The sequence below is a fragment of the Ruegeria sp. AL1 genome (assembly GCF_056540905.1).
In genome coordinates, this window is record NZ_JBQFXP010000002.1 from 1 (window position 1) to 17,899 (window position 17,899).

The 17,899-nt window shown below is 54.1% G+C and carries 17 protein-coding genes; 16 read left to right on the forward strand and 1 reads right to left on the reverse strand.

All coding sequences use genetic code 11. The features are described from left to right. Positions 1-309: 309 nt before the first annotated feature. The 16 genes from ACRZ9X_RS03070 (at position 310) to ACRZ9X_RS03145 (ending at position 16,957) form a co-directional block, all read left to right on the forward strand. Complete coding sequence (locus tag ACRZ9X_RS03070) at positions 310-2,010, forward strand: glycosyltransferase (protein ID WP_480515901.1); 1,701 nt, start codon at positions 310-312, stop codon at positions 2,008-2,010. Next, the gene (locus ACRZ9X_RS03075) at positions 1,998-2,834 is read left to right on the forward strand and encodes a sulfotransferase family protein (protein WP_480515902.1); all 837 of its coding nucleotides are present in this window, start codon (positions 1,998-2,000) and stop codon (positions 2,832-2,834) included. Before ACRZ9X_RS03070 ends, ACRZ9X_RS03075 begins: the two co-directional genes overlap by 13 nt. After that, positions 2,828-3,880 (forward strand): hypothetical protein, encoded by a 1,053-nt coding sequence (locus ACRZ9X_RS03080; protein ID WP_480515903.1) that lies wholly within the window; start codon positions 2,828-2,830, stop codon positions 3,878-3,880. Before ACRZ9X_RS03075 ends, ACRZ9X_RS03080 begins: the two co-directional genes overlap by 7 nt. Before the next feature lie 679 nt (positions 3,881-4,559). Further along, the gene (locus tag ACRZ9X_RS03085) at positions 4,560-5,582 is read left to right on the forward strand and encodes a hypothetical protein (protein WP_480515904.1); all 1,023 of its coding nucleotides are present in this window, start codon (positions 4,560-4,562) and stop codon (positions 5,580-5,582) included. Between the two features lie 90 nt (positions 5,583-5,672). After that, the gene (locus tag ACRZ9X_RS03090) at positions 5,673-6,629 is read left to right on the forward strand and encodes an AAA family ATPase (protein WP_480515905.1); all 957 of its coding nucleotides are present in this window, start codon (positions 5,673-5,675) and stop codon (positions 6,627-6,629) included. Next, positions 6,626-7,531 carry a DUF58 domain-containing protein gene (locus ACRZ9X_RS03095; RefSeq protein ID WP_480515906.1) on the forward strand — a complete coding sequence of 302 codons (906 nt, stop codon included), beginning with the start codon at positions 6,626-6,628 and terminating at the stop codon, positions 7,529-7,531. The genes ACRZ9X_RS03090 and ACRZ9X_RS03095 overlap by 4 nt, the downstream gene beginning before the upstream one ends. Next, positions 7,528-7,899 (forward strand): hypothetical protein, encoded by a 372-nt coding sequence (locus ACRZ9X_RS03100; RefSeq protein WP_480515907.1) that lies wholly within the window; start codon positions 7,528-7,530, stop codon positions 7,897-7,899. The genes ACRZ9X_RS03095 and ACRZ9X_RS03100 overlap by 4 nt, the downstream gene beginning before the upstream one ends. Beyond that, positions 7,892-8,854 carry a VWA domain-containing protein gene (locus ACRZ9X_RS03105; RefSeq protein ID WP_480515908.1) on the forward strand — a complete coding sequence of 321 codons (963 nt, stop codon included), beginning with the start codon at positions 7,892-7,894 and terminating at the stop codon, positions 8,852-8,854. The genes ACRZ9X_RS03100 and ACRZ9X_RS03105 overlap by 8 nt, the downstream gene beginning before the upstream one ends. Further along, the gene (locus ACRZ9X_RS03110; protein WP_480515909.1) at positions 8,851-9,750 is read left to right on the forward strand and encodes a VWA domain-containing protein; all 900 of its coding nucleotides are present in this window, start codon (positions 8,851-8,853) and stop codon (positions 9,748-9,750) included. Before ACRZ9X_RS03105 ends, ACRZ9X_RS03110 begins: the two co-directional genes overlap by 4 nt. Further along, positions 9,747-10,421 (forward strand): hypothetical protein, encoded by a 675-nt coding sequence (locus ACRZ9X_RS03115; RefSeq protein ID WP_480515910.1) that lies wholly within the window; start codon positions 9,747-9,749, stop codon positions 10,419-10,421. The genes ACRZ9X_RS03110 and ACRZ9X_RS03115 overlap by 4 nt, the downstream gene beginning before the upstream one ends. Continuing rightward, complete coding sequence (locus tag ACRZ9X_RS03120) at positions 10,418-11,599, forward strand: hypothetical protein (protein ID WP_480515911.1); 1,182 nt, start codon at positions 10,418-10,420, stop codon at positions 11,597-11,599. Before ACRZ9X_RS03115 ends, ACRZ9X_RS03120 begins: the two co-directional genes overlap by 4 nt. Positions 11,600-11,709: 110 nt before the next feature. Beyond that, the gene (locus ACRZ9X_RS03125; protein WP_480515912.1) at positions 11,710-12,429 is read left to right on the forward strand and encodes a response regulator; all 720 of its coding nucleotides are present in this window, start codon (positions 11,710-11,712) and stop codon (positions 12,427-12,429) included. A gap of 9 nt (positions 12,430-12,438) precedes the next feature. Continuing rightward, positions 12,439-13,596, forward strand: coding sequence for an FIST N-terminal domain-containing protein (locus tag ACRZ9X_RS03130; RefSeq protein WP_480515913.1), 1,158 nt, complete (start codon positions 12,439-12,441; stop codon positions 13,594-13,596). Between the two features lie 2 nt (positions 13,597-13,598). After that, positions 13,599-15,854 carry a PAS domain-containing sensor histidine kinase gene (locus tag ACRZ9X_RS03135; RefSeq protein WP_480515914.1) on the forward strand — a complete coding sequence of 752 codons (2,256 nt, stop codon included), beginning with the start codon at positions 13,599-13,601 and terminating at the stop codon, positions 15,852-15,854. Positions 15,855-15,899: 45 nt separating this feature from the next. Further along, positions 15,900-16,574 (forward strand): hypothetical protein, encoded by a 675-nt coding sequence (locus ACRZ9X_RS03140; RefSeq protein ID WP_480515915.1) that lies wholly within the window; start codon positions 15,900-15,902, stop codon positions 16,572-16,574. Between the two features lie 32 nt (positions 16,575-16,606). Beyond that, on the forward strand, positions 16,607-16,957 hold the full coding sequence (locus ACRZ9X_RS03145) for a hypothetical protein (protein ID WP_480516567.1): 351 nt from the start codon (positions 16,607-16,609) through the stop codon (positions 16,955-16,957). A gap of 20 nt (positions 16,958-16,977) precedes the next feature. Here ACRZ9X_RS03145 and ACRZ9X_RS03150 read toward each other — a convergent pair whose 3' ends face one another. Further along, the gene (locus ACRZ9X_RS03150; protein ID WP_480515916.1) at positions 16,978-17,790 is read right to left on the reverse strand and encodes a quinoprotein dehydrogenase-associated SoxYZ-like carrier; all 813 of its coding nucleotides are present in this window, start codon (positions 17,788-17,790) and stop codon (positions 16,978-16,980) included. Between the last annotated feature and the right edge of the window lie 109 nt (positions 17,791-17,899).

A 17,899-nucleotide genomic window follows, 5' to 3' on the forward strand; every position in this document is an offset into this window, starting at 1 on the left:
AAACACCTTGCGCAGGGGACGTCCATAGATCCACTCCTTGGCGGTTAAGATGCGCCAGAAACCCTCTCTTATCACATCGACTTAAACTGCCACAGTGGCCATGACGAAGACACTTAAGTTGACATCTGACGGGTTGGAATGTTGGTGCTATCATGCCCAACCATAGGCGAACTAGGCATATTGGCTTGACATTTTTTAGTGAATTGAGCACCAGCTAGTTGAACCGCGCTCTTGGCAGTCAGTAACCGTAAGTTGTTCTGAAGCTTTAAGGTGCAATCTTTGCCTGCTCATTTCAATTTGGTCAAATAGATGGTAAAATCTTCATCGGTCGCGGAGAGCTCGGCGTTCAAAGTTTGGACATATTGGGAGAACCTTCCCGGACATCGCACGCCGCCTTACTTACAGCTCTGTCACGAAATTCTAAATAAACAATGTGCGACGGGGGATGTCCACTTAGTCGGACCGGACGATTTGCCGGAATTGATCGGAGACCTACCGATAGATTTCGAGAGGCTACGAGTCCGAGGGAAGACTGGACCGCAATTGGCGCAAAAGGCCGACTACATTCGTTTGCAACTATTGGAAAAGTATGGCGGCCTTTGGGTCGACATGGATGCCATCGCTTTGCACGATCTTGCAGCCTACGCCGATGCCGAGCTTGGAGAGGCCCAATTCTTGTGTATGAAAAAGGCGCGGGGCCACGTTAGCAATAACTTTATGGCGGCACGGCCGGGATCTAAGATCGTTAGTGAAGCTGTGGCTGAAGTGACAAAGCTCTTAGTTGACGCTGTTGCTACGGGCGAAGAATTGGATTGGCAGGCTGTAGGGGCGGGGGTAATCACGCCACTTGTAGAAAAGCACGCGTCAACTGCCAAACTTTTGCCCGAAGCTGCTATCCATCCTATCGACTGGGCTGATTCCGACCTGTTTTTCAAACGCTCCGATTTGTTGAACTATCGCAATTACATAAGTGAAGACGCTAAACTTGTAATGCTGTACAATGCGCGCTTTCGTCCAGTAGACCGCGCTTTGCCACGGCGGGAGCTGCTCAATGATAATACGCTGATTGGCCAACTCTTCCGGGTCGCAATGAGTGACGATACTGGTTCGTCTTCCGACATTCCAAAGACTAAAACGGACAATGGATTCTCCGCCGCTGACGTCGACATGATATTCACCACGGTTAATCGGATCGACTCAACAACAACATTTATCAAGTCCGTTCGAAAGCAGATTGGCCCACAAATTCGGATAAACATCGCTGTTCAGGACCAAGATAGAGCACCTTGGGAGGTTCTTGCAAAAGAGTATGACCTTAGGTTGATCTTTATGGATCCAGATGCTGGTTTATCCCGCAGCCGAAATGCGTGTATTGAAGCGACCGACAGACCCATCATTTTTTTGGTTGACGATGATTTTATTTTTGATGACCAGTTGCATTTTAAGCAGGCGCTGAACGCAATGGAATCCTATCCGCAAATTCAAATTCTAGGAGGGGTGGTTCTGAATCAGGAAAGGAATCGAGATGGTTCTTTGAAAGAGCCACTACCAAACACCTTTACTTTAAAGTTAATTGATGATTCTGACACTGCTACTTTTGTTCCCGTGGAGTATACTGCCCGAAAGCGCCATTTTTTGAATGAGCGTCATTTCTTAGAATATGCTGATACTGTAAACAATTTTGCTCTAATACGCCGTAGCTTATTCACAGATCATGGCTTGCGTTGGAACGATGACATAAAGATTCTCGGAGAACACGAGGAATTCTATATCAAGTTAAAACGACTTGGGTTAGCTGAAAATGCAGTCGCTTATACAAACCTGCTCGTTACCTGTCATGTCCGCGAGACTAACTCGCAGTTTGAAGAAATGCGAAAGCGTACAGAAGGCCTTTCGACAGCTATGCGAAGCACCGGGCACAAGTGTTACCAATTCATTGGCAGGCGTACGGAAATCCTTTGTTCGGATGGGGACGTATTGAGGATGAAATACCCATCATGGACGCAATGACGATGCGTATTAATAAAAACATGAACAAGATAAACTCAACCGACGTGGCCATGTTACGGCATCGTAGTCATAGGTCTTATACGTTTGACAACGATGTGTTATACTGCAGCAATATTAGCCTGATTTATACGGCTGTTTCCAAGAATGGTTGCAGTACGATGAAAGCGTACTTTTATCACTTGGAGAATTTTCCAAAATTTCTTCCGCAAAATGTTCAGCCACATAACCGTGTGAATACTGGTCTTAAGGGTGCTGCTGAAATCGGCGACGATCAATTTGGTAAACTCCTGTCGAATTCGTCAATACCTAAAGTTACGATAGTCCGAAATCCCTTTTCACGGATAGTATCGTGCTATTTGAACCGTGTTGCAGATTTCGGCACGGAGACATATGATCTCAACAGACGGTTTGATGAATGGGTTTATAATAGAATAAAGATCCTTGATCATAAAACTGGTCGACGTTGTACTTTTGATGAGGCGGTCAGCACGGAAATCTCTTTCAGCGATTTTGTCGAGTTCGTATGCGAACAAGCTGACTTCGAAATGGATCGCCATTGGGTTCCGCAAAGCGCCGCGATTTATCACGATGTTATTGAATACGATTACATCGGACGACTCGAGAAGATTGATGAGGCGCAGAAGTGCATTGCCGACATCGTTGGTGCCGATAGTAAGTGGCAAACCGGAGCTCGCCTTAATAGAAGTGGCAGAACCAAGGACTATTCTGATTTTTTTGATTCGAAGACATTGAAACTGTTCTTAGATAGATTTCGCACGGATTTTGAGCTTTTCGATTATTCAACGGATCCATCAGCATGCTGACCAAAAACCTCGTTGTTTTTTTCCCCGCGGCTTCCGAACAAGAGGCGATCCAAGCCCTGTCCATTGGACAAGCGATTTCCGTTTCGGGCGTGCCGATGCTCATTTCTGCCCCTACTGTATTGGAGAGGTCTCTCAGTGGCGCAGTTGCGCGGTTCGGTGGTAAAATCATTTCTGCAGATCAGGACCCGCTTCGTGTGGCTGCGCGGGTCTGGCCCGGTAAGCATGTTCTGCTTTTGCCTGCTTGTACCACCGACGTCTCATTACATGGTATAACCTTGGCCTTGGAACTATTGGAGCAACAGCCCGAAGTCACTGGTATTGCGGGTGTCCTAAATACATCAGAAGAATGGAGCAGCCATGCATTATGTTGGGCAAACTATGCAGTTGGTACGTCAACCAAGATAGCACTACCTGCCGAAACATCGCGTCGGAATTGGTCGCCAGCGGGTATGCATAGCTACATGTTTGTGGATGCTCCAGGCCCTTTTCAGTTGCTACGGTCGTCGAAGATGGACAACATAAATTATGTTGGATCTCCATGGCTGCTTCAAACCACCGAACATTTGATTTCGCATTTTGAAAATGACCGGCAGTTCCTCCTTTTTACCGGGATGCAGGCAATTGTGGGAAATAATCCCCGACAGTCTCAAGCTGTGATGGCTGAGGGTGATGTATGCGACTTATCCGATAAATCACACGCCATCCTTGAACAGATGGGTGTAGATCAAATCGTAATTCCAGGTGTTGCGCGCATCTATTTTGATGACGTGAACTCGGTTTCGTTTCTGACCAAAGAAACAGCTGTGGACGTCTTTGGGCAACCTTCCGAAAGGGAAATTGGTGTTGAGAGTTTTTATCAATCGGCGTTGACTAGCAAAATTGTTGGACCGCTTCTTGATAAAATATCGGAAGAAGAAACTGAGTTTGACGAGAAGTATCAAAAAAAGCGCGTGGTACGTTGGAGAAAACGCGCCCATGCATTAGTCCGTCTCCTTATTATTTCTCTGCTTATTTCGTTTTTGTTGCTTATTTTGGTGTTGCGTTAACTACCTAACGTGAGTCGATGTTTTTTGTTCAAACAACAAGTCCAACGGTTACTTCCCAGTTTGGAACCGTTGGCAAGACTTGTCGCTATCTAAGACGGTCTTTTTGGGGCCTTGTCATTTGTGGACGTCTCTTTTTTGCAAGAGGTTTCTTGAGCGACGTATATCGAAGCAGGTTGCAGTCATTTGTCAGGCCTGTTGGCGCGGTGCATACGACCGCTGGCCTTGATGAATTCCGCATGCCCGGTTCCGATCAGAAGATCGGACTTTAATGTCCCGACAAGGCCTCGGGGTGTCCCGGCTGCGGTCCCTGTCGATCATCATAACTCACGTCTGCCCTTGCATCCATTGCAACCACAATCGTTGTCACCAGAGCATCGGCAACCTAACACTTGCTGATGTTTACTTTGGTCAGGCTGACACCATCTTCAGGCGCAGAAAGGAGATCAAGAAACAGACAATCCAGAAACGCTGCTTGCTGCATCAACACAACGCGGCATAAAATGAAACTACAACGAGCCTGATCCTCCTAAGCCAATCAATCGCTCGTGTTCCAAATCATTCGATGACGGACAGTTCCGGATCGGTATTCGGTTTTAACGTCATACTATTACCGGTTCGAATTTGTCTGACAGCATCTGCCGGAGTTCTACGGGGTAATTAGCTCGGTTTCACCGGGCTAATGAACCGTGATGAAGTTGAATGCGAATGTTGTATTTCCGTTCGCGGACGGCCTTTGTATTCTAACAGTGTTGTTCTGCGCCGCACGAGGGATTGCATGCGCTATCTTCTTTTACAGATCACCATGCTTGTTGCCTGCGCTGGTGCGCTTCACGCAGGTAAGCGCGATTACATTGAGCTTGCGCAAAAAGGATGGGGGTATGAGCTTCGCTCAACCATGCTGGGGCGCGATTTGGCAATTCCCGTTCATATAAACGGGCGCGATCTGGCAGGTGCAGCCTTGTGCCTTGTAGGGGAAAAGCCCCACCCGCAGACATTGGTTGTTCTAAATGCATTTCGGGATCTGTTGAAACACAGTTTTGGGCATCCAACGCCAATGCGGTATGCTGGTTCTTCAGCGCGGGACTGTGGAACTGGTCGAACGGTGGTATTGCGCCTATATTCGGGATACCCGCCAAACAACGATTTGTCGGAGGATATTGCTTGGCTTAGTGAAGTCCATCAGCTTGGGTTGCCTACGGGTCGCGGCTATGTGGTGACGTCTCCGGCCATGGCGCAGACATTCTTTGGCCGTCGGGGGCAGGGGACTCATATCGTGGTCAAGCAACCTGCACATGACCACCCCGGCCAGCTAGAGCGAGATTTTCACAAATCGATCCTGCTGGAAGAATTATTTCAATCCTTCACCTTTGGCATGGACATTCTGCTGTTTGACACGTCGATGGGATTCTTGTCCAAGCTGCAGGAAACGCCAGTGAACCTGCAGCGTCTGCCGTGGAGCTCACATGACTTCATGCGTGCACTTCTGAATTCCAACCCAAGTGGTCTTTGCGCGTTTGACATCTTCATGTTGCATGCCGTTGCACAATCTCCGGTTGATCAAACCATCGACCCGGGATTTATCGAGTATATCGATAGCCAATATGACCATCTATGGACCAAAACAGATAAAACACTGGCGGATCCGCAGTTTGCGGCTCTGTTTGATCAAGGTTGTACGACATCGGTCCAAGTGCCCAGGTAATACCAATACCATCTGGTATATTTTGCCCAGCGCACGCTGCAGGTAGCCTGACCTCAGGTATTGGACCCCCATGGGTCTAAGGGAGGACATATGGACACCAGGCCTGAAAACCCGCCGCGCGCGATTGCGGGATTATCGGGATATTTGTCGCAGGGGCTTGTCGGGCACGCGCATCTGGTGGAATCCCTTTTGATCGCATTGCTGGAAGGCGGACATCTTCTTGTCGAAGGCCCGCCGGGGCTGGCGAAAACGCGTGCAGTTAAATGGTTGTCGAACGCCGTCGAGGGCAGCTTTGCCCGAATTCAGTGCACGCCCGATCTAATGCCCTCTGATGTGACAGGAACGCCCGTGTATCAGCCGCAGGAAGGGCGATTTGAGTTTGTTCCGGGCCCGGTATTTCACACATTGGTACTGGTTGATGAAATCAACCGCGCGCCACCGAAGGTGCAGTCGGCCTTGCTGGAATCCATGGCCGAGCATCAGGTTACGGTTGGTAATGAAACGCATGCCCTACCTGACCCGTTTCTGGTCATTGCCACCCAGAACCCGATCGAGCACGACGGAACCTTCCCTTTGCCAGAGGCACAGCTGGACAGGTTCTTGTTGCATGTTGTGCTGACACTGCCGGATCTGGAAACCGAGCGCCAGATCCTTGATCTGGTCATTGCCGAAACGCAGGACGGGCCGCCGGACGCTCAGCAGATGACGCTTACCGAATTGCAGGCGGCGCGTGCCGAAGCCCAAGCCGTGCATGTGGCGCCGGAGTTGCGGGATTACATCGTGCGCCTTGTGACCGCGACCCGCGAAGGCCCGTTTGCCGGATTTATTGAACACGCGGTTTCGCCCCGTGGTTCGCTGGCCTTGGCTTCGGCATCGCGTGCACGCGCTTACCTGCGCGGTCGCGATTTCACCTTGCCCGAGGATGTGGCTGCCGTTGCGCCCGATGCGTTGGCCCATCGCATGGTACTGACATGGAGCGCCATCGCAGATGGCAAAAAGCCCCGCGAACTGGTGGCGGACATTCTGAATGCGGTCGAGCCGCTGTGACCGATGTGCTGGCTCATACGGGCGTGAGCCTGACAACGGACGCCTTGATCGCCTTGCGACACGTCGCTTTGACCGAAAACGAGAACCCCGTATTGGCGGCTTTGCCGGGTGGATTCCTGACCCGAAAGCGCGGGCAGGGTATCGAGGTTGCAGACGTGCGCGAATATGTGTCGGGGGATGACATGCGCCATCTGGATCGCGGCACAACCGCCCGCACCGGGCGCCTGCATATCCGCCAGTTTCAGGAGGAACGGGATCGGGTGGCCTTGTTGATTGCCGACTTTCGCGCGCCGATGTTTTGGGGATTGCAACGGGCATTTCTCTCGGTCGCAGCGGCCGAAGTTCTGACCCTGGTCGGATGGCAAATGGTCGAAAGCGGCGGAAGAGTCGGGTTGCTGGCGCTCACCACCGACACACCTGTTATTGTCCCACTGCGCGGAAAGACGCGGGGGATGTTGGATGTGATCGGTGGTCTGGTTCAAGCCCATGCACGTAGCCTGAATTCCTTGCAGACGGGTGAAGATCAGGGGTGGACCCTGGAACATGCGCTTGCGGGTGTTGAACGCCTGACGCCGTCTGGGTCCGAGATCATTGTCGCATCCGGCTTTGATCAGCAGGGAGAGGGTTTTGCCGATCTGCTGGATCGGCTCGATCATCGCAGAAACACACGTTTGGTCCTTGTGACGGAAAGCAAAACGCACGAAATGCCAAGGGGTTGGTATCCGATCCGCCTGTCTGATGGACAGCAAAGGCGCGTTTATCTGGATGAGGCAGCGCCCGAGGATGCACCGATTTATCAAAAGGTTGCCGATCATACGGCGCTTGTTGTGAATGCCAGTGACACGGTCGAACAAACCTCTCGCCGCATTTCGTCGGGTTTTGCGGAAAGATACGTGTCATGACCGAGACCGCCCTCTCAGAGGCCACTATGCTGGCCAGTCTGCGGGACATTCATTTACCCGCCGAGGCTGCGGGCGGGGCACCTGCCGAATATGCGGTTGTTCTTGGGATCGCGGCGTTGGCGTCGGTCGGATGCGTTGCCATCCTGCGGTTTCTGAGTATCCAGACCAGCGCAAACAAGTCGATGGATCCGACAGATGAGTTCGCAGATCAACAAGGTTGGACTGCTGAGCGGCGAAAGGTGGCGCTTCTGCACAGGCTGCGTTCTCAGAATCCGATGCGCTATGCAGAATTAAGGGGTGAGCTGTATCAACCCGGCGGGGGCCCCGATCTTGAGACTTTGCAAGATGAGGTTGCGAGGCGTGTTTGAACTGGCTGATCCCTGGGTCTTGCTTCTGTTACCGCTTCCTCTGGTAGTTGTTCGTCTGATCAAACCACGGCCAGTTTTTGAACGCGGGTTTCCGGTTCCTGATCGCATTGGTGGGACGCTGTTGGCTGCCAGCCCTGAAGTTAACGCCGCAAACCGGCGCTTGGCTGATCGCCTCACCTTGTGGACCATTTGGGCGCTGATTGTCCTGGCCTTGTCCGGTCCGCGTGAGCTGCAGCCCGTCAGCGCGCTGAAAGTGTCTGGCCGAGACCTTGCGATTGTTCTGGATCTTTCAGGTTCAATGGTGCGGGATGATTTTTTTCTCGATGGGCGGCGGATCACCCGGCTGGAAGCGGTGACAAGCGTCGGGTCTGAATTCGCCCGACGCCGCGCAGGCGACCGGGTGGCTTTGATCGTGTTCGGGTCCGAGGCTTATTTTGCCACGCCTTTCACCTTTGATACTGAAGCTGTCGCGCGACGAATTGAGGAAGCCACGATAGGGATCTCAGGCCGCGCAACCAATATTTCCGACGGCCTGGGCCTCGCGTTGAAGCGGCTCGCTGATAGTCAGGCAGCCTCGCGCGTTGTGATCCTGTTGTCGGATGGGGTGAACAATGCAGGGGCTACGAACCCCCGTGGTGTGGCGGAACTGGCTGCTGAAATGGGGGTGCGGGTCCACACGATTGCACTTGGTCCCAAGGACCTGCAAAGCGCTGAAATCGGCGAACGCGGCGTGGTTGACGCTGCCACATTGCAGGCCATTGCCGAGGTATCGGGCGGTGAGGCTTTTCGCGTCAAAACCACAGATGATCTGATCGAGGTGACACAGGCGTTGGATCGGTTGGAAGCAACGGACAGCGCAGGCCTCACGGCTGAGGTTCACAAATCCTATTGGACATGGCCCGCAGCATTGGCTGCGGCGCTTGCTTTGATAGCGGCGTGGAGGCAGTCGGAATGACTGAATTGGATATTACTTTTCTCAGGCCGTATTGGGGGCTTTTCGTGCTCTTCCTGGGCGCAGTTGGCTGGTGGTTGCTTTCCCGCGCCGGAGGGTTTGGGGCATGGGACAAGGTGACTGACCCTCAGCTTATGAAAGCGATGGCGGCGATTGGCAGGATCGAAGGAGGTTCGTTCCCGATCACGCCAGTCGCCTTACTGCTGATCAGCGGCACCATCGCAATTGCGCTGACTGGCCCAGCCATCGAGCGACGTGACGCGCAAACCTATCGCAACCTGGACGGAGTATTCTTCCTTGTTGATGCATCGGACAGTGTGGTGAACGACAACCGCTGGCCACAAATGCTGAGCATGGGGCGCTTTGGCATCAGTGCACTTGGGTCTCGGCCCGGTGGTATCGTTGTTTTCGCGGGCGATGCCTATGTCGCGACGGACATGACGACGGATCACCGGCAACTGGGGCAAACCCTGTCTCTCATCGATAGTGAGACCGTTCCCGACAAAGGATCGCGTCCGGAACGGGCGCTGGCATTGACGCTTCAGCGGATCGAAGAAGCAGGGATTTTGGCCGGGGACGTGGTGATCTTTACGGATGGCGACGGTCTGGGCGCACCCTCACTGCAGCAAGTCGCGTCCCTTGCATCGCGCGGGACGCGTGTGTCTTTGGTGTCGTTAAACTCTCCGACAGCTCAGATGCAAACCCATGTCGGCGTTGGTGACGGTGCAGTCTTCACACTGGATCAGACAGATGATTTGGCCGTTTGGTTAGCTGATGATGCTGCGACTAGGTTGGAACGTGCAGACTATCCCGTGCTGTTCTGGCACGATTTGGGGCGGTATTTTTTGATCTTCGCACTGCTCCCCCTGTTGTTACTGTTTTGGAGGGAACGCGCATGAGGTTGCTTGCGATTGCAGGCGCTGCGTGTATTGCGCTTACCCTTGCGACGGGCGGTGTTGCCCCCTTTGGTCGCGTTGCCTTGGCGTTAGGTCTGTATCCTTTGGCAGCAAACCTGTTTTCCGACCCGAGCTGGCAAGGTATTGCCCTCTACCGTGCGGGGGAGTTCGACAAAGCCGCCGATGCGTTCAAGCAGGCCGGAAACCACTACAACCTGGGCAATGCCGAGGCCAAAAACGGTCAGTTGGCCGCGGCGTTGGAGGCTTACGATCAGGCCATCAATAAGGGTAACCCGGATGCTCAGGCAAATTTCGATGTGCTGGCCGCGTACTATGCAGGGCAACAGATCGACCCGGACGCTTTGGGCCTTTTCCCGGAACGTAAGTCGGGTCCCAAAGCCGATAGCTTTGTAGCCCGAGGCAATGCGCGCGCAGCGGGAACAGGCAGTGAGGTCACAAATTCGAACACGATGCTGGGACTGGCAGAATTGGACAGCCGCGGTCGGTTGGGTGTGCGGCGCATCTTTGATGACAAATTCATGGTCGCCGACCAACGCTGGCTCAATCAACTCTCTGATGTTCCCGGAGAGTTCATGGCGGCCCGGATCGCGCAGGAACATAAGCGCCGGGTCAAGCTGGGCGTGTCCCCGCCAGAAGCGGAGAGCCCGGAATGAGGTGGTTGGTCTTATTTGTCATCATGCTTCCCGTTCAGTTGGTTGCGCAATCCAAGACCGTGCTACCTTCTGAGGTGTCAATAGAGGTCACCATCGACGACGACTCCACTGTGCCCTTCACCCGCGAGATGGTGCTTTTGACCATACGCGGTGTTTATCGTCGGCACATCACGCGCGAAGAATTGATCCAGCCCGATTTCGAAGGGTTCAGCTGGGCCCAGCTAGGACCTGACAACTGGACAGAGGAGCGGATCAATGGCCGAAAATACAAAGTCTTCACAAGGCGCATGGCAATCTATCCTGTTGAGGCAGGCGAGCTTTCGATTGGTCCGTTCGTTCACAGATTGACCCTGACCGACGAAAACGACGACTGGTTCGAACATGACATTCAATCGAAACCGCTAACCATTCAGGTGGCCGAGGCCCCTGCGACAAAGGATTGGTGGTTTCCGGTCCGCAAACTGCAAATCTCGGACCAATGGTCGAACGCCCCGGATCAGCTCGCGCCCGGTGAGGGTGTATTGCGTGTTATCCGGCTTGAGGCTTTGGGCGCGACGCCCGAGATGATTCCGCCAATGCCAGAACTTACTTCACCCTCGGCCCTGATCTTCGCGCATCCCGAAAAACGCCTTGTCGAACTGACCCCTGAGGGGCCGGTCACCTATGCATTCTGGCGCTGGACCATTCGTCCGTCGAACGACACATCAGGCATCGTCGAGCCGTTGCACTTCAGTTATTTTGACACTTTTGCGCGCGAAGCCCGAGAGGTCACGATCTCTCCTCAACGCATTGCCTATGGTACTGTTACATCACCGGAGCGCTCCGACATCGTGCAAACATCAGCACCCCCTGCAACTTTGCCGGGTTGGCCGGTTTTTGCGGTCGCCATCGTTGTTTTTCTGACAGGTCTGGCCTTTGGCATGTCGGGCCACCGAATGGCAGCTTCACGCGCCCTGCAACGCTTTGCGTTTTTCGATCCTCTGGTTCGCGAATTGCGGCGCTGTGCAAAGGCCGGTCGCGCGAATGGGCTGCGACAAGCTGCTACCGCGATTTTGCGCCGGGACGGGCCGTCATCTCGGCGTCTGGAGCAATTGCGGGACTTAGACCGGCAGATTTTCGATCCCAGCGCGGCAGACCCGGACTTGATGGAATTTTCCCGTCGGTTCCTGCATAACTAGGCCGCTCGAAGTATCAAGCTTTTGTTATTAATAGTATCTTTCGTCTACTTAATAATGAAACAGTTGAACTGATCTGGAAATGATGTACTTTTCCTCTCGGAGGAGAGGCAATGCATACTATGGGATGTCCTGAGCCGGTGGACCAGGTATCCAGCGTGTTGATCGTTGACGATCATCCGCTGTTCAGCGATGCATTGGCTGCAGCCTTGCAACTGAGTTTCGAGAAGTGCCGGATCGAAAAAGCCAGCACCCTCAAGCAAACGTTTGAGATACTTGGCACAGGCTTCAAGCCCGACTTGATCATGTTCGACCTCAAGCTGCCGGATGTCACCGGTATCTCGGGGTTTCAACAGTTGCGGCAGCGCTGTCCCAAGGCACCGGTTCTGGTGATATCGTCGCTTGCGTCTGGCGAGCTGGTGCGCTCCCTTCTGGACCACGGTGCTATGGGGTTCTTACCCAAAGACACGCCTGCGCAAACACTGAAACTTGCGGTACAGCAGATCGCGTCGGGCCGAAAATACGTTCCGACCGAATACAGCCGTGTCGAAGAGACGAAGCCGCCCGAAAGCGCTGTTTACCAATCCAGCCCCGAGCTGTCGTCGCTGACTCCGCAGCAGGTCAAAATCCTCAAGCTGATTTGTGTGGGTCAGTCCAATAAACAGATCGCATATGAGCTGTCGCTGGCCGAGGCTACGGTCAAGGCGCACATCACCGCTTTGTTGCGTCGCCTCGGGGTGCGTAATCGAACTCAGGCCGCAGTTTTGGTCGACTCTGTCGTCGCCCGGCAATCGCGACATGAGCCGGAGGTTAAGTCCTTTCTTCAACACTAGGGGGCGCATATGCGGGATCTGGAGCACGGACCGAATTTCATCGCCATAGGCCGTTCCGTTGCCTTGGATCCTGCGACTGCTGTTGAAGAAGCTTGCGCGGAAATTGATTGTCATCTGTCATGCTTCGTTTTGGCTTTTATTCCGAGCAACCTTGATCCGATAGAAATCGCGCGCTGTCTGGATCGGAAACTGGCGGGCGTTCCTGTTTTCGGTTGCACCACTGCGGGGCAGATCACGCAAACAGGGTATGAATCGGACGCGCTTTTGCTGCTGGCCTTTCCGAAGTCGAATTTCCGCTGTTCATCCATCCTGTTCGAAGGAATCAGACCGCTTGAGTCGACCGAGATCGCGGTGACTGCGCAGCGGCAGGCGCAACGGTTTCGCCATACAGCAGGGTGGAACAGGCTGGCTTTGGTGTTCTCGGACGGATTATCCAAGCAAGAGGATTTGCTGGTCTCGACCCTGGAAACCGTTTTGGACGGGCTACCGATTTTCGGCGGCTCTGCCGGGGACGGCCTGCAGTATGAAGAAACCTTTGTTTTTCATGGCGGCAAGGCCCACAGCAATGCGGCCGTACTATTGTTGATTGAGACAAACCTTGGTTTTCAGGGCATAGGGTTCGACCATTTCCTGCCGATCGGGTCAGAGATCATCATCACCGATGCCGACCCCGAAGAGCGTGTGGTCTATGAAATCAACGGTGCGCCTGCAGCGCAGGAATACGCGCGCCTGGTCGGCTGCGCGGCCGAGGATCTTTCACCACTGGTATTTGCCGAGAACCCGCTGCTTTTGCGGCAAAATCTGAACTACTATGTACGCGCCATTCGCGAGCCGATGGAGGGGGGCTCTTTGTCCTTTCTGGCGGCGATTGATGATGGGCTGATTATGACTTTGGGGCGCGGGAAGGAAATCATCGAAACGCTCAAGGCCGGGCTGGATGTGCGCGACACGACCGGAACGGCGCCTGATTTCATCCTTGGGTTCGACTGTATTTTACGCAAACTGGAGATCGAACAAAAACAGCTGAGCAGTCAGGTCTCTGACGTGTTGCAATCCCACCGCGTAGTTGGCTTCAACACCTATGGAGAACAGCAATCCGGCGTACATATGAACCAGACCTTTGTGGGCGTCGCCTTCTTCGAACCAGAGAAGCGGGACCTGAGCTGACCATGCTGAATCCAGACGATCCGCTTGAAATCCAGGTCTCGAAACAAGCCAAGATCATTGATGCGTTGATGCGGCGCGCCAACCGTCAGAAGGATGTCGGCCCGTCCGCTTTTCTGGCGTTTCAGTCGGCCATCGAATTGCAACAACAGGTTATGGAACAAAGCCGCGATCTGGAACGGGCCACCACCGAACTAGAAAGTGCCAGATACGAACGCGAACAAACCCGAAAGAGCCTTGTAAAAGCGCTGTCCTCCATGGAAGAAGGGTTCGCGCTGTTCACCGATGGTGAGTTGAATCTGTGCAACGAGCTGTTTCAGGCAATTTTCCCGGACATGTCCGATCTGATCGGACCCGGTCTTACACTTGGGCGGTTCTTTCTGCTGGTTCAAAGCAGCCCCGAGTTCGTATCGTCCGACAATGGTATCTCGAACATGTTGGACACGCTGGAGCGCAATTGCCATACGGGCATGGTATCAAGCGACGTGATCGAACTGCGGCGTGATCGCTGGTACCAACTCAGCGCGCAGTACACTTCCTCTCAGAACGTGGTCATTCTGCTGACAGACATCACTTCGGTTGTACGCAGAAACCGCGATGAAAAAGAGACCCTGATCGACCGGCAGGAAGACTACCTGCAAGCGGTTTTTCAGAACATGAGCTCGGGCGTATGCACTTTTTCGTCAGAGTCCCAAATCATGATGCACAACGCGCGGTTCCGGGAGATCCTGAACCTGCCGCAGTCGCTTTTGCAGGGAAACGTACCTGTAAAAACGCTTCTGGACCTGATGCGGGCACGCGGGCTGATCAAGGCGGATGACGAGCGCAGAATCGGCAGGTGGCAACACGAGCTGAAAAGTCGGGGCTGGCTTCGCAAACGCGTACGTGACGGGTCGGACCGCGTGCTGGACATTCAAGTAAACCAACTGCCGGATGGCGGGTTTCTGGTTGAGTTGAAGGATGTAACGCTTGAGGCCCGCGCGACCGAGACGCTGGAAAACCGCGTCATGGAGCGCACGGCCGAATTGACCCATGCCAACGCCAAGTTGGTTCAGGAATACGAAGAAAAAGCGCGCGTGGAAGAAGCCCTGCGGATCGCGAAAGAACGCGCCGAAGCTGCGGTGTCTTCCAAGACACGGTTCCTTGCCGCGGCCAGCCACGATCTGCTTCAGCCGATCAACGCAGCGAAGCTGATGATCTCGACCCTGCTGGAAATCACCCGCGAGACCGAGTTTCATGAGATGATGGAGCGTCTGGACGGTGCATTCGGCTCTGCCGAGCAATTGTTGCATTCGTTGCTGGATATTTCGCGACTGGAAACCGCTGATCCGGATACCGTCTCACCCACAGATGTCAGCCTTGCTTCGATGGTTGCCGGGATACAGGGCGACCAGACGCTGGTTGCCGAGAACAAGAATGTCCGGCTTGATGTTGTGCCGTGTTCGGAAATCGTGAACTCGGATCCGGTCTATCTATTGCGCTCGATCCAGAATTTGGTGGTGAATGCCATCCAGTATACCGAGCCCGGAGGCCGGGTTCTGGTTGGCTGTCGCAGACGCGGTGACAAGGTCATCTTGCAGGTCTGGGACACAGGCATCGGAATTGCGCGCAAGGATCAGGAACGCGTTTTCGAAGAGTTCACACGGGCCGATAACGTGCCATTGGGCTCGGGTATGGGATTGGGATTGTCTGTGGTAGACCGCGCCTGCCGGCTCTTGGGGCACAAGCTTTCCTTGCGGTCAAAACCCGGCATGGGGTCAGTGTTCAGCATCGAAATGGACAGGGTCGCGGCGGCGCAAAGCCCGGTTGAGCCTCTGGACCTGTTGGCGAACACCAGCGATGTGCCGCTGGATTTCATTGTCCTGGTGATCGAAAACGACCGCGATGTTCTGTTCGGTACAACGCAATGGCTGGAACAGAATGGCGCAAGCGTGCTGCCTGCGCGCTCACCGGCTGAAGCGATGCAATTCATCAAAGACATTGGAATGCCGCCCGACATTATTCTGGCCGATTATCAACTGGATGACGGTGAAACCGGTGTAAATGCAATTGGCCAGATTCGAGAGATGACGCAGACTCAGGTTCCGGCAATTCTGATCACGGCCGATCGCAGTGAAGCCTTGCGTCAGGACGGGTTGCGGCATGAGATTTCGGTCATGACAAAACCGGTCAAACTGCCGCGTCTGAGATCTTTGATCATTTGGAAAATCAGGCGGGCTCAGAGTGTTCAAATATTGGACACCGACAAAAGTCGGCGGTGACATGGGCCGATTAGCCCATACTCTCATCCTTGGGAGGATGAAATCATGAGAATGTTTCTGTGCGGGCTGGCTTTTTCGTTCCTAACTTTGTCTCCGGCATCTGCTGCGCCGATAGACGCCGAACAAGCCTATGATTTGCTGTTCCAGGATGGTGTTCTGGACACAGTCGCCCGCGACAAGGAACTGGTATATCAGCGCACAGTGACAAACCGGCTGCGGCCTGACAGTGCGGAACGGGATACCGGCGATATCGCGCTCAGCTTCAGGGATGACGGGTCTGAAATGGCGCATCTGGAGTTCCGCCAGGACGAAAAACACCGCGCCATGGGAGTGTTCCCAGCCAGTGTCGGGAATCCCATGATCATGGTGTTTTATGAAAGCGCCATCCGGGACATGGCCGAGTCTGCAGGCGGCAGCCCGTTCTATATCCGAAACCGTGTCAAAGATGCGCTAGTTCAACCTGCCGAGATTATCGAGGGTGAGGCGGTGGTCGACGGCAAAACCGTCCCGGTGCAGACCATCCATATGCGGCCCTTTGCCGAAGACCCCAACCGGGACCGGATGCAGGGTTTCGGAGATCTCACCCTCAGTGTGACAGTGTCAGAGGAGGTTCCGGGTTGGTATCTGAGCCTTGTGGCAGAGGCTGTGCCGGAAGACGGCGGCGCGGCTGTTTACAGGTCGGAAATGCAGTTTGAGGGCGTGCAGGAGGGTCGCCAATGAAGGCCCGTGTTGTAACGTGGGAAGTGGGTCGGATGACCCTTGCAGTCGTCATCGCGGCTTACCTTGTTGCGCCGGTTTCTGCTGCGGCTCAAAGCGTCGCGGACCGGCTGAACGACTACCCGACCTCCGCACGCGCGGACTATGTGTTTGCGTGCATGGTAACCAACGGCCAAACGCGCGAGATGCTGGACCGGTGTTCATGCTCAATCGATCTGATCGCTTCGATACTGCCTTATGAGAGATATGAACAAGCGGAAACCGTCCTGTCGATGCGCCGCGTCGGCGGTGAGCGCATGTCGTTTTTCAAAAGCGCAGTCCTGGCTGAAAACATGGTGGCCGACCTGCGTCGGGCGCAGGCCGAAGCTGAAGTTGTCTGTTTCTGAACTGAACGTGAAACCGTCCGTTAGCTGGCGGCCGCCTTGGGCAGGTCTTTCTCGAACGTATTGCCCTCAGTATCCGTTGCCTTGACCGTCAGCATGGTCGTGCCGTTGTCGTTATAGGCAAAGCGGAACGCAGGGTTTTCCGAGATTGAAATGCCACCGTCCATAGTGAACAACAGCTCATCCCCCTGCCAAACCTCGATATGGTCGATGAAATGTGCGGGAATGAACAGCTGTGTGATCTGATCACGTTGCAGGCCGGAATAGTTGGGGTGCCGGATCATGATCTGAGCTTCGCGGCGTGGTGTCGAAATCTGAGCCTCTTGACCGAAACTGCGCAGTTTCATCTTGCCCATTGTCGCCAGGGCGACCTCGGGGTCTTTGCTGGCCGGAGCTGAACAACCTCCTGAGGCTTTGACAAAGCGACCGGTCATATGAAGCCCGTCAGGTGTTTCGGCAATCACGCGGACATTTGAATATTGATTCACGCGGACCCGCATTTCGAAATCCAACTCACCCATGGCCGGCGAAAAGGTAAAGACACCGGCGATTGGTGCGGGGTTTTCGTCGATCACCACAGTAGCGGCGGAGATTCTGGCTGCAGGATCAAGTTGCTTTAAAACGATAGGCACTGTTGCGGCATCATGTGCCCGATAAGGTGCATCCAGCGAAAGCAGCGTGTCCGCACTCCCGATCTGGCTGTCGCCAACAACATCATATTGCAGGTCCTGCCAGGTTTCGCTGTCAACCAGCGGATTCTTGACGGACTGCTCGGCCCATGCGGGCGCACAAAGCGCCAATGAAAGGATCGCTGCGGGTGCTAGTGCTTTGGCCATGATGTCTCCTCCGGCAACCGGTGCCGCAGAATATGCCATAAAACACCAGAAAAAAACATGCCGACGAAAGGTGGTGTGGTTCTGACACCGATTTGTGCCAATCTTCGGG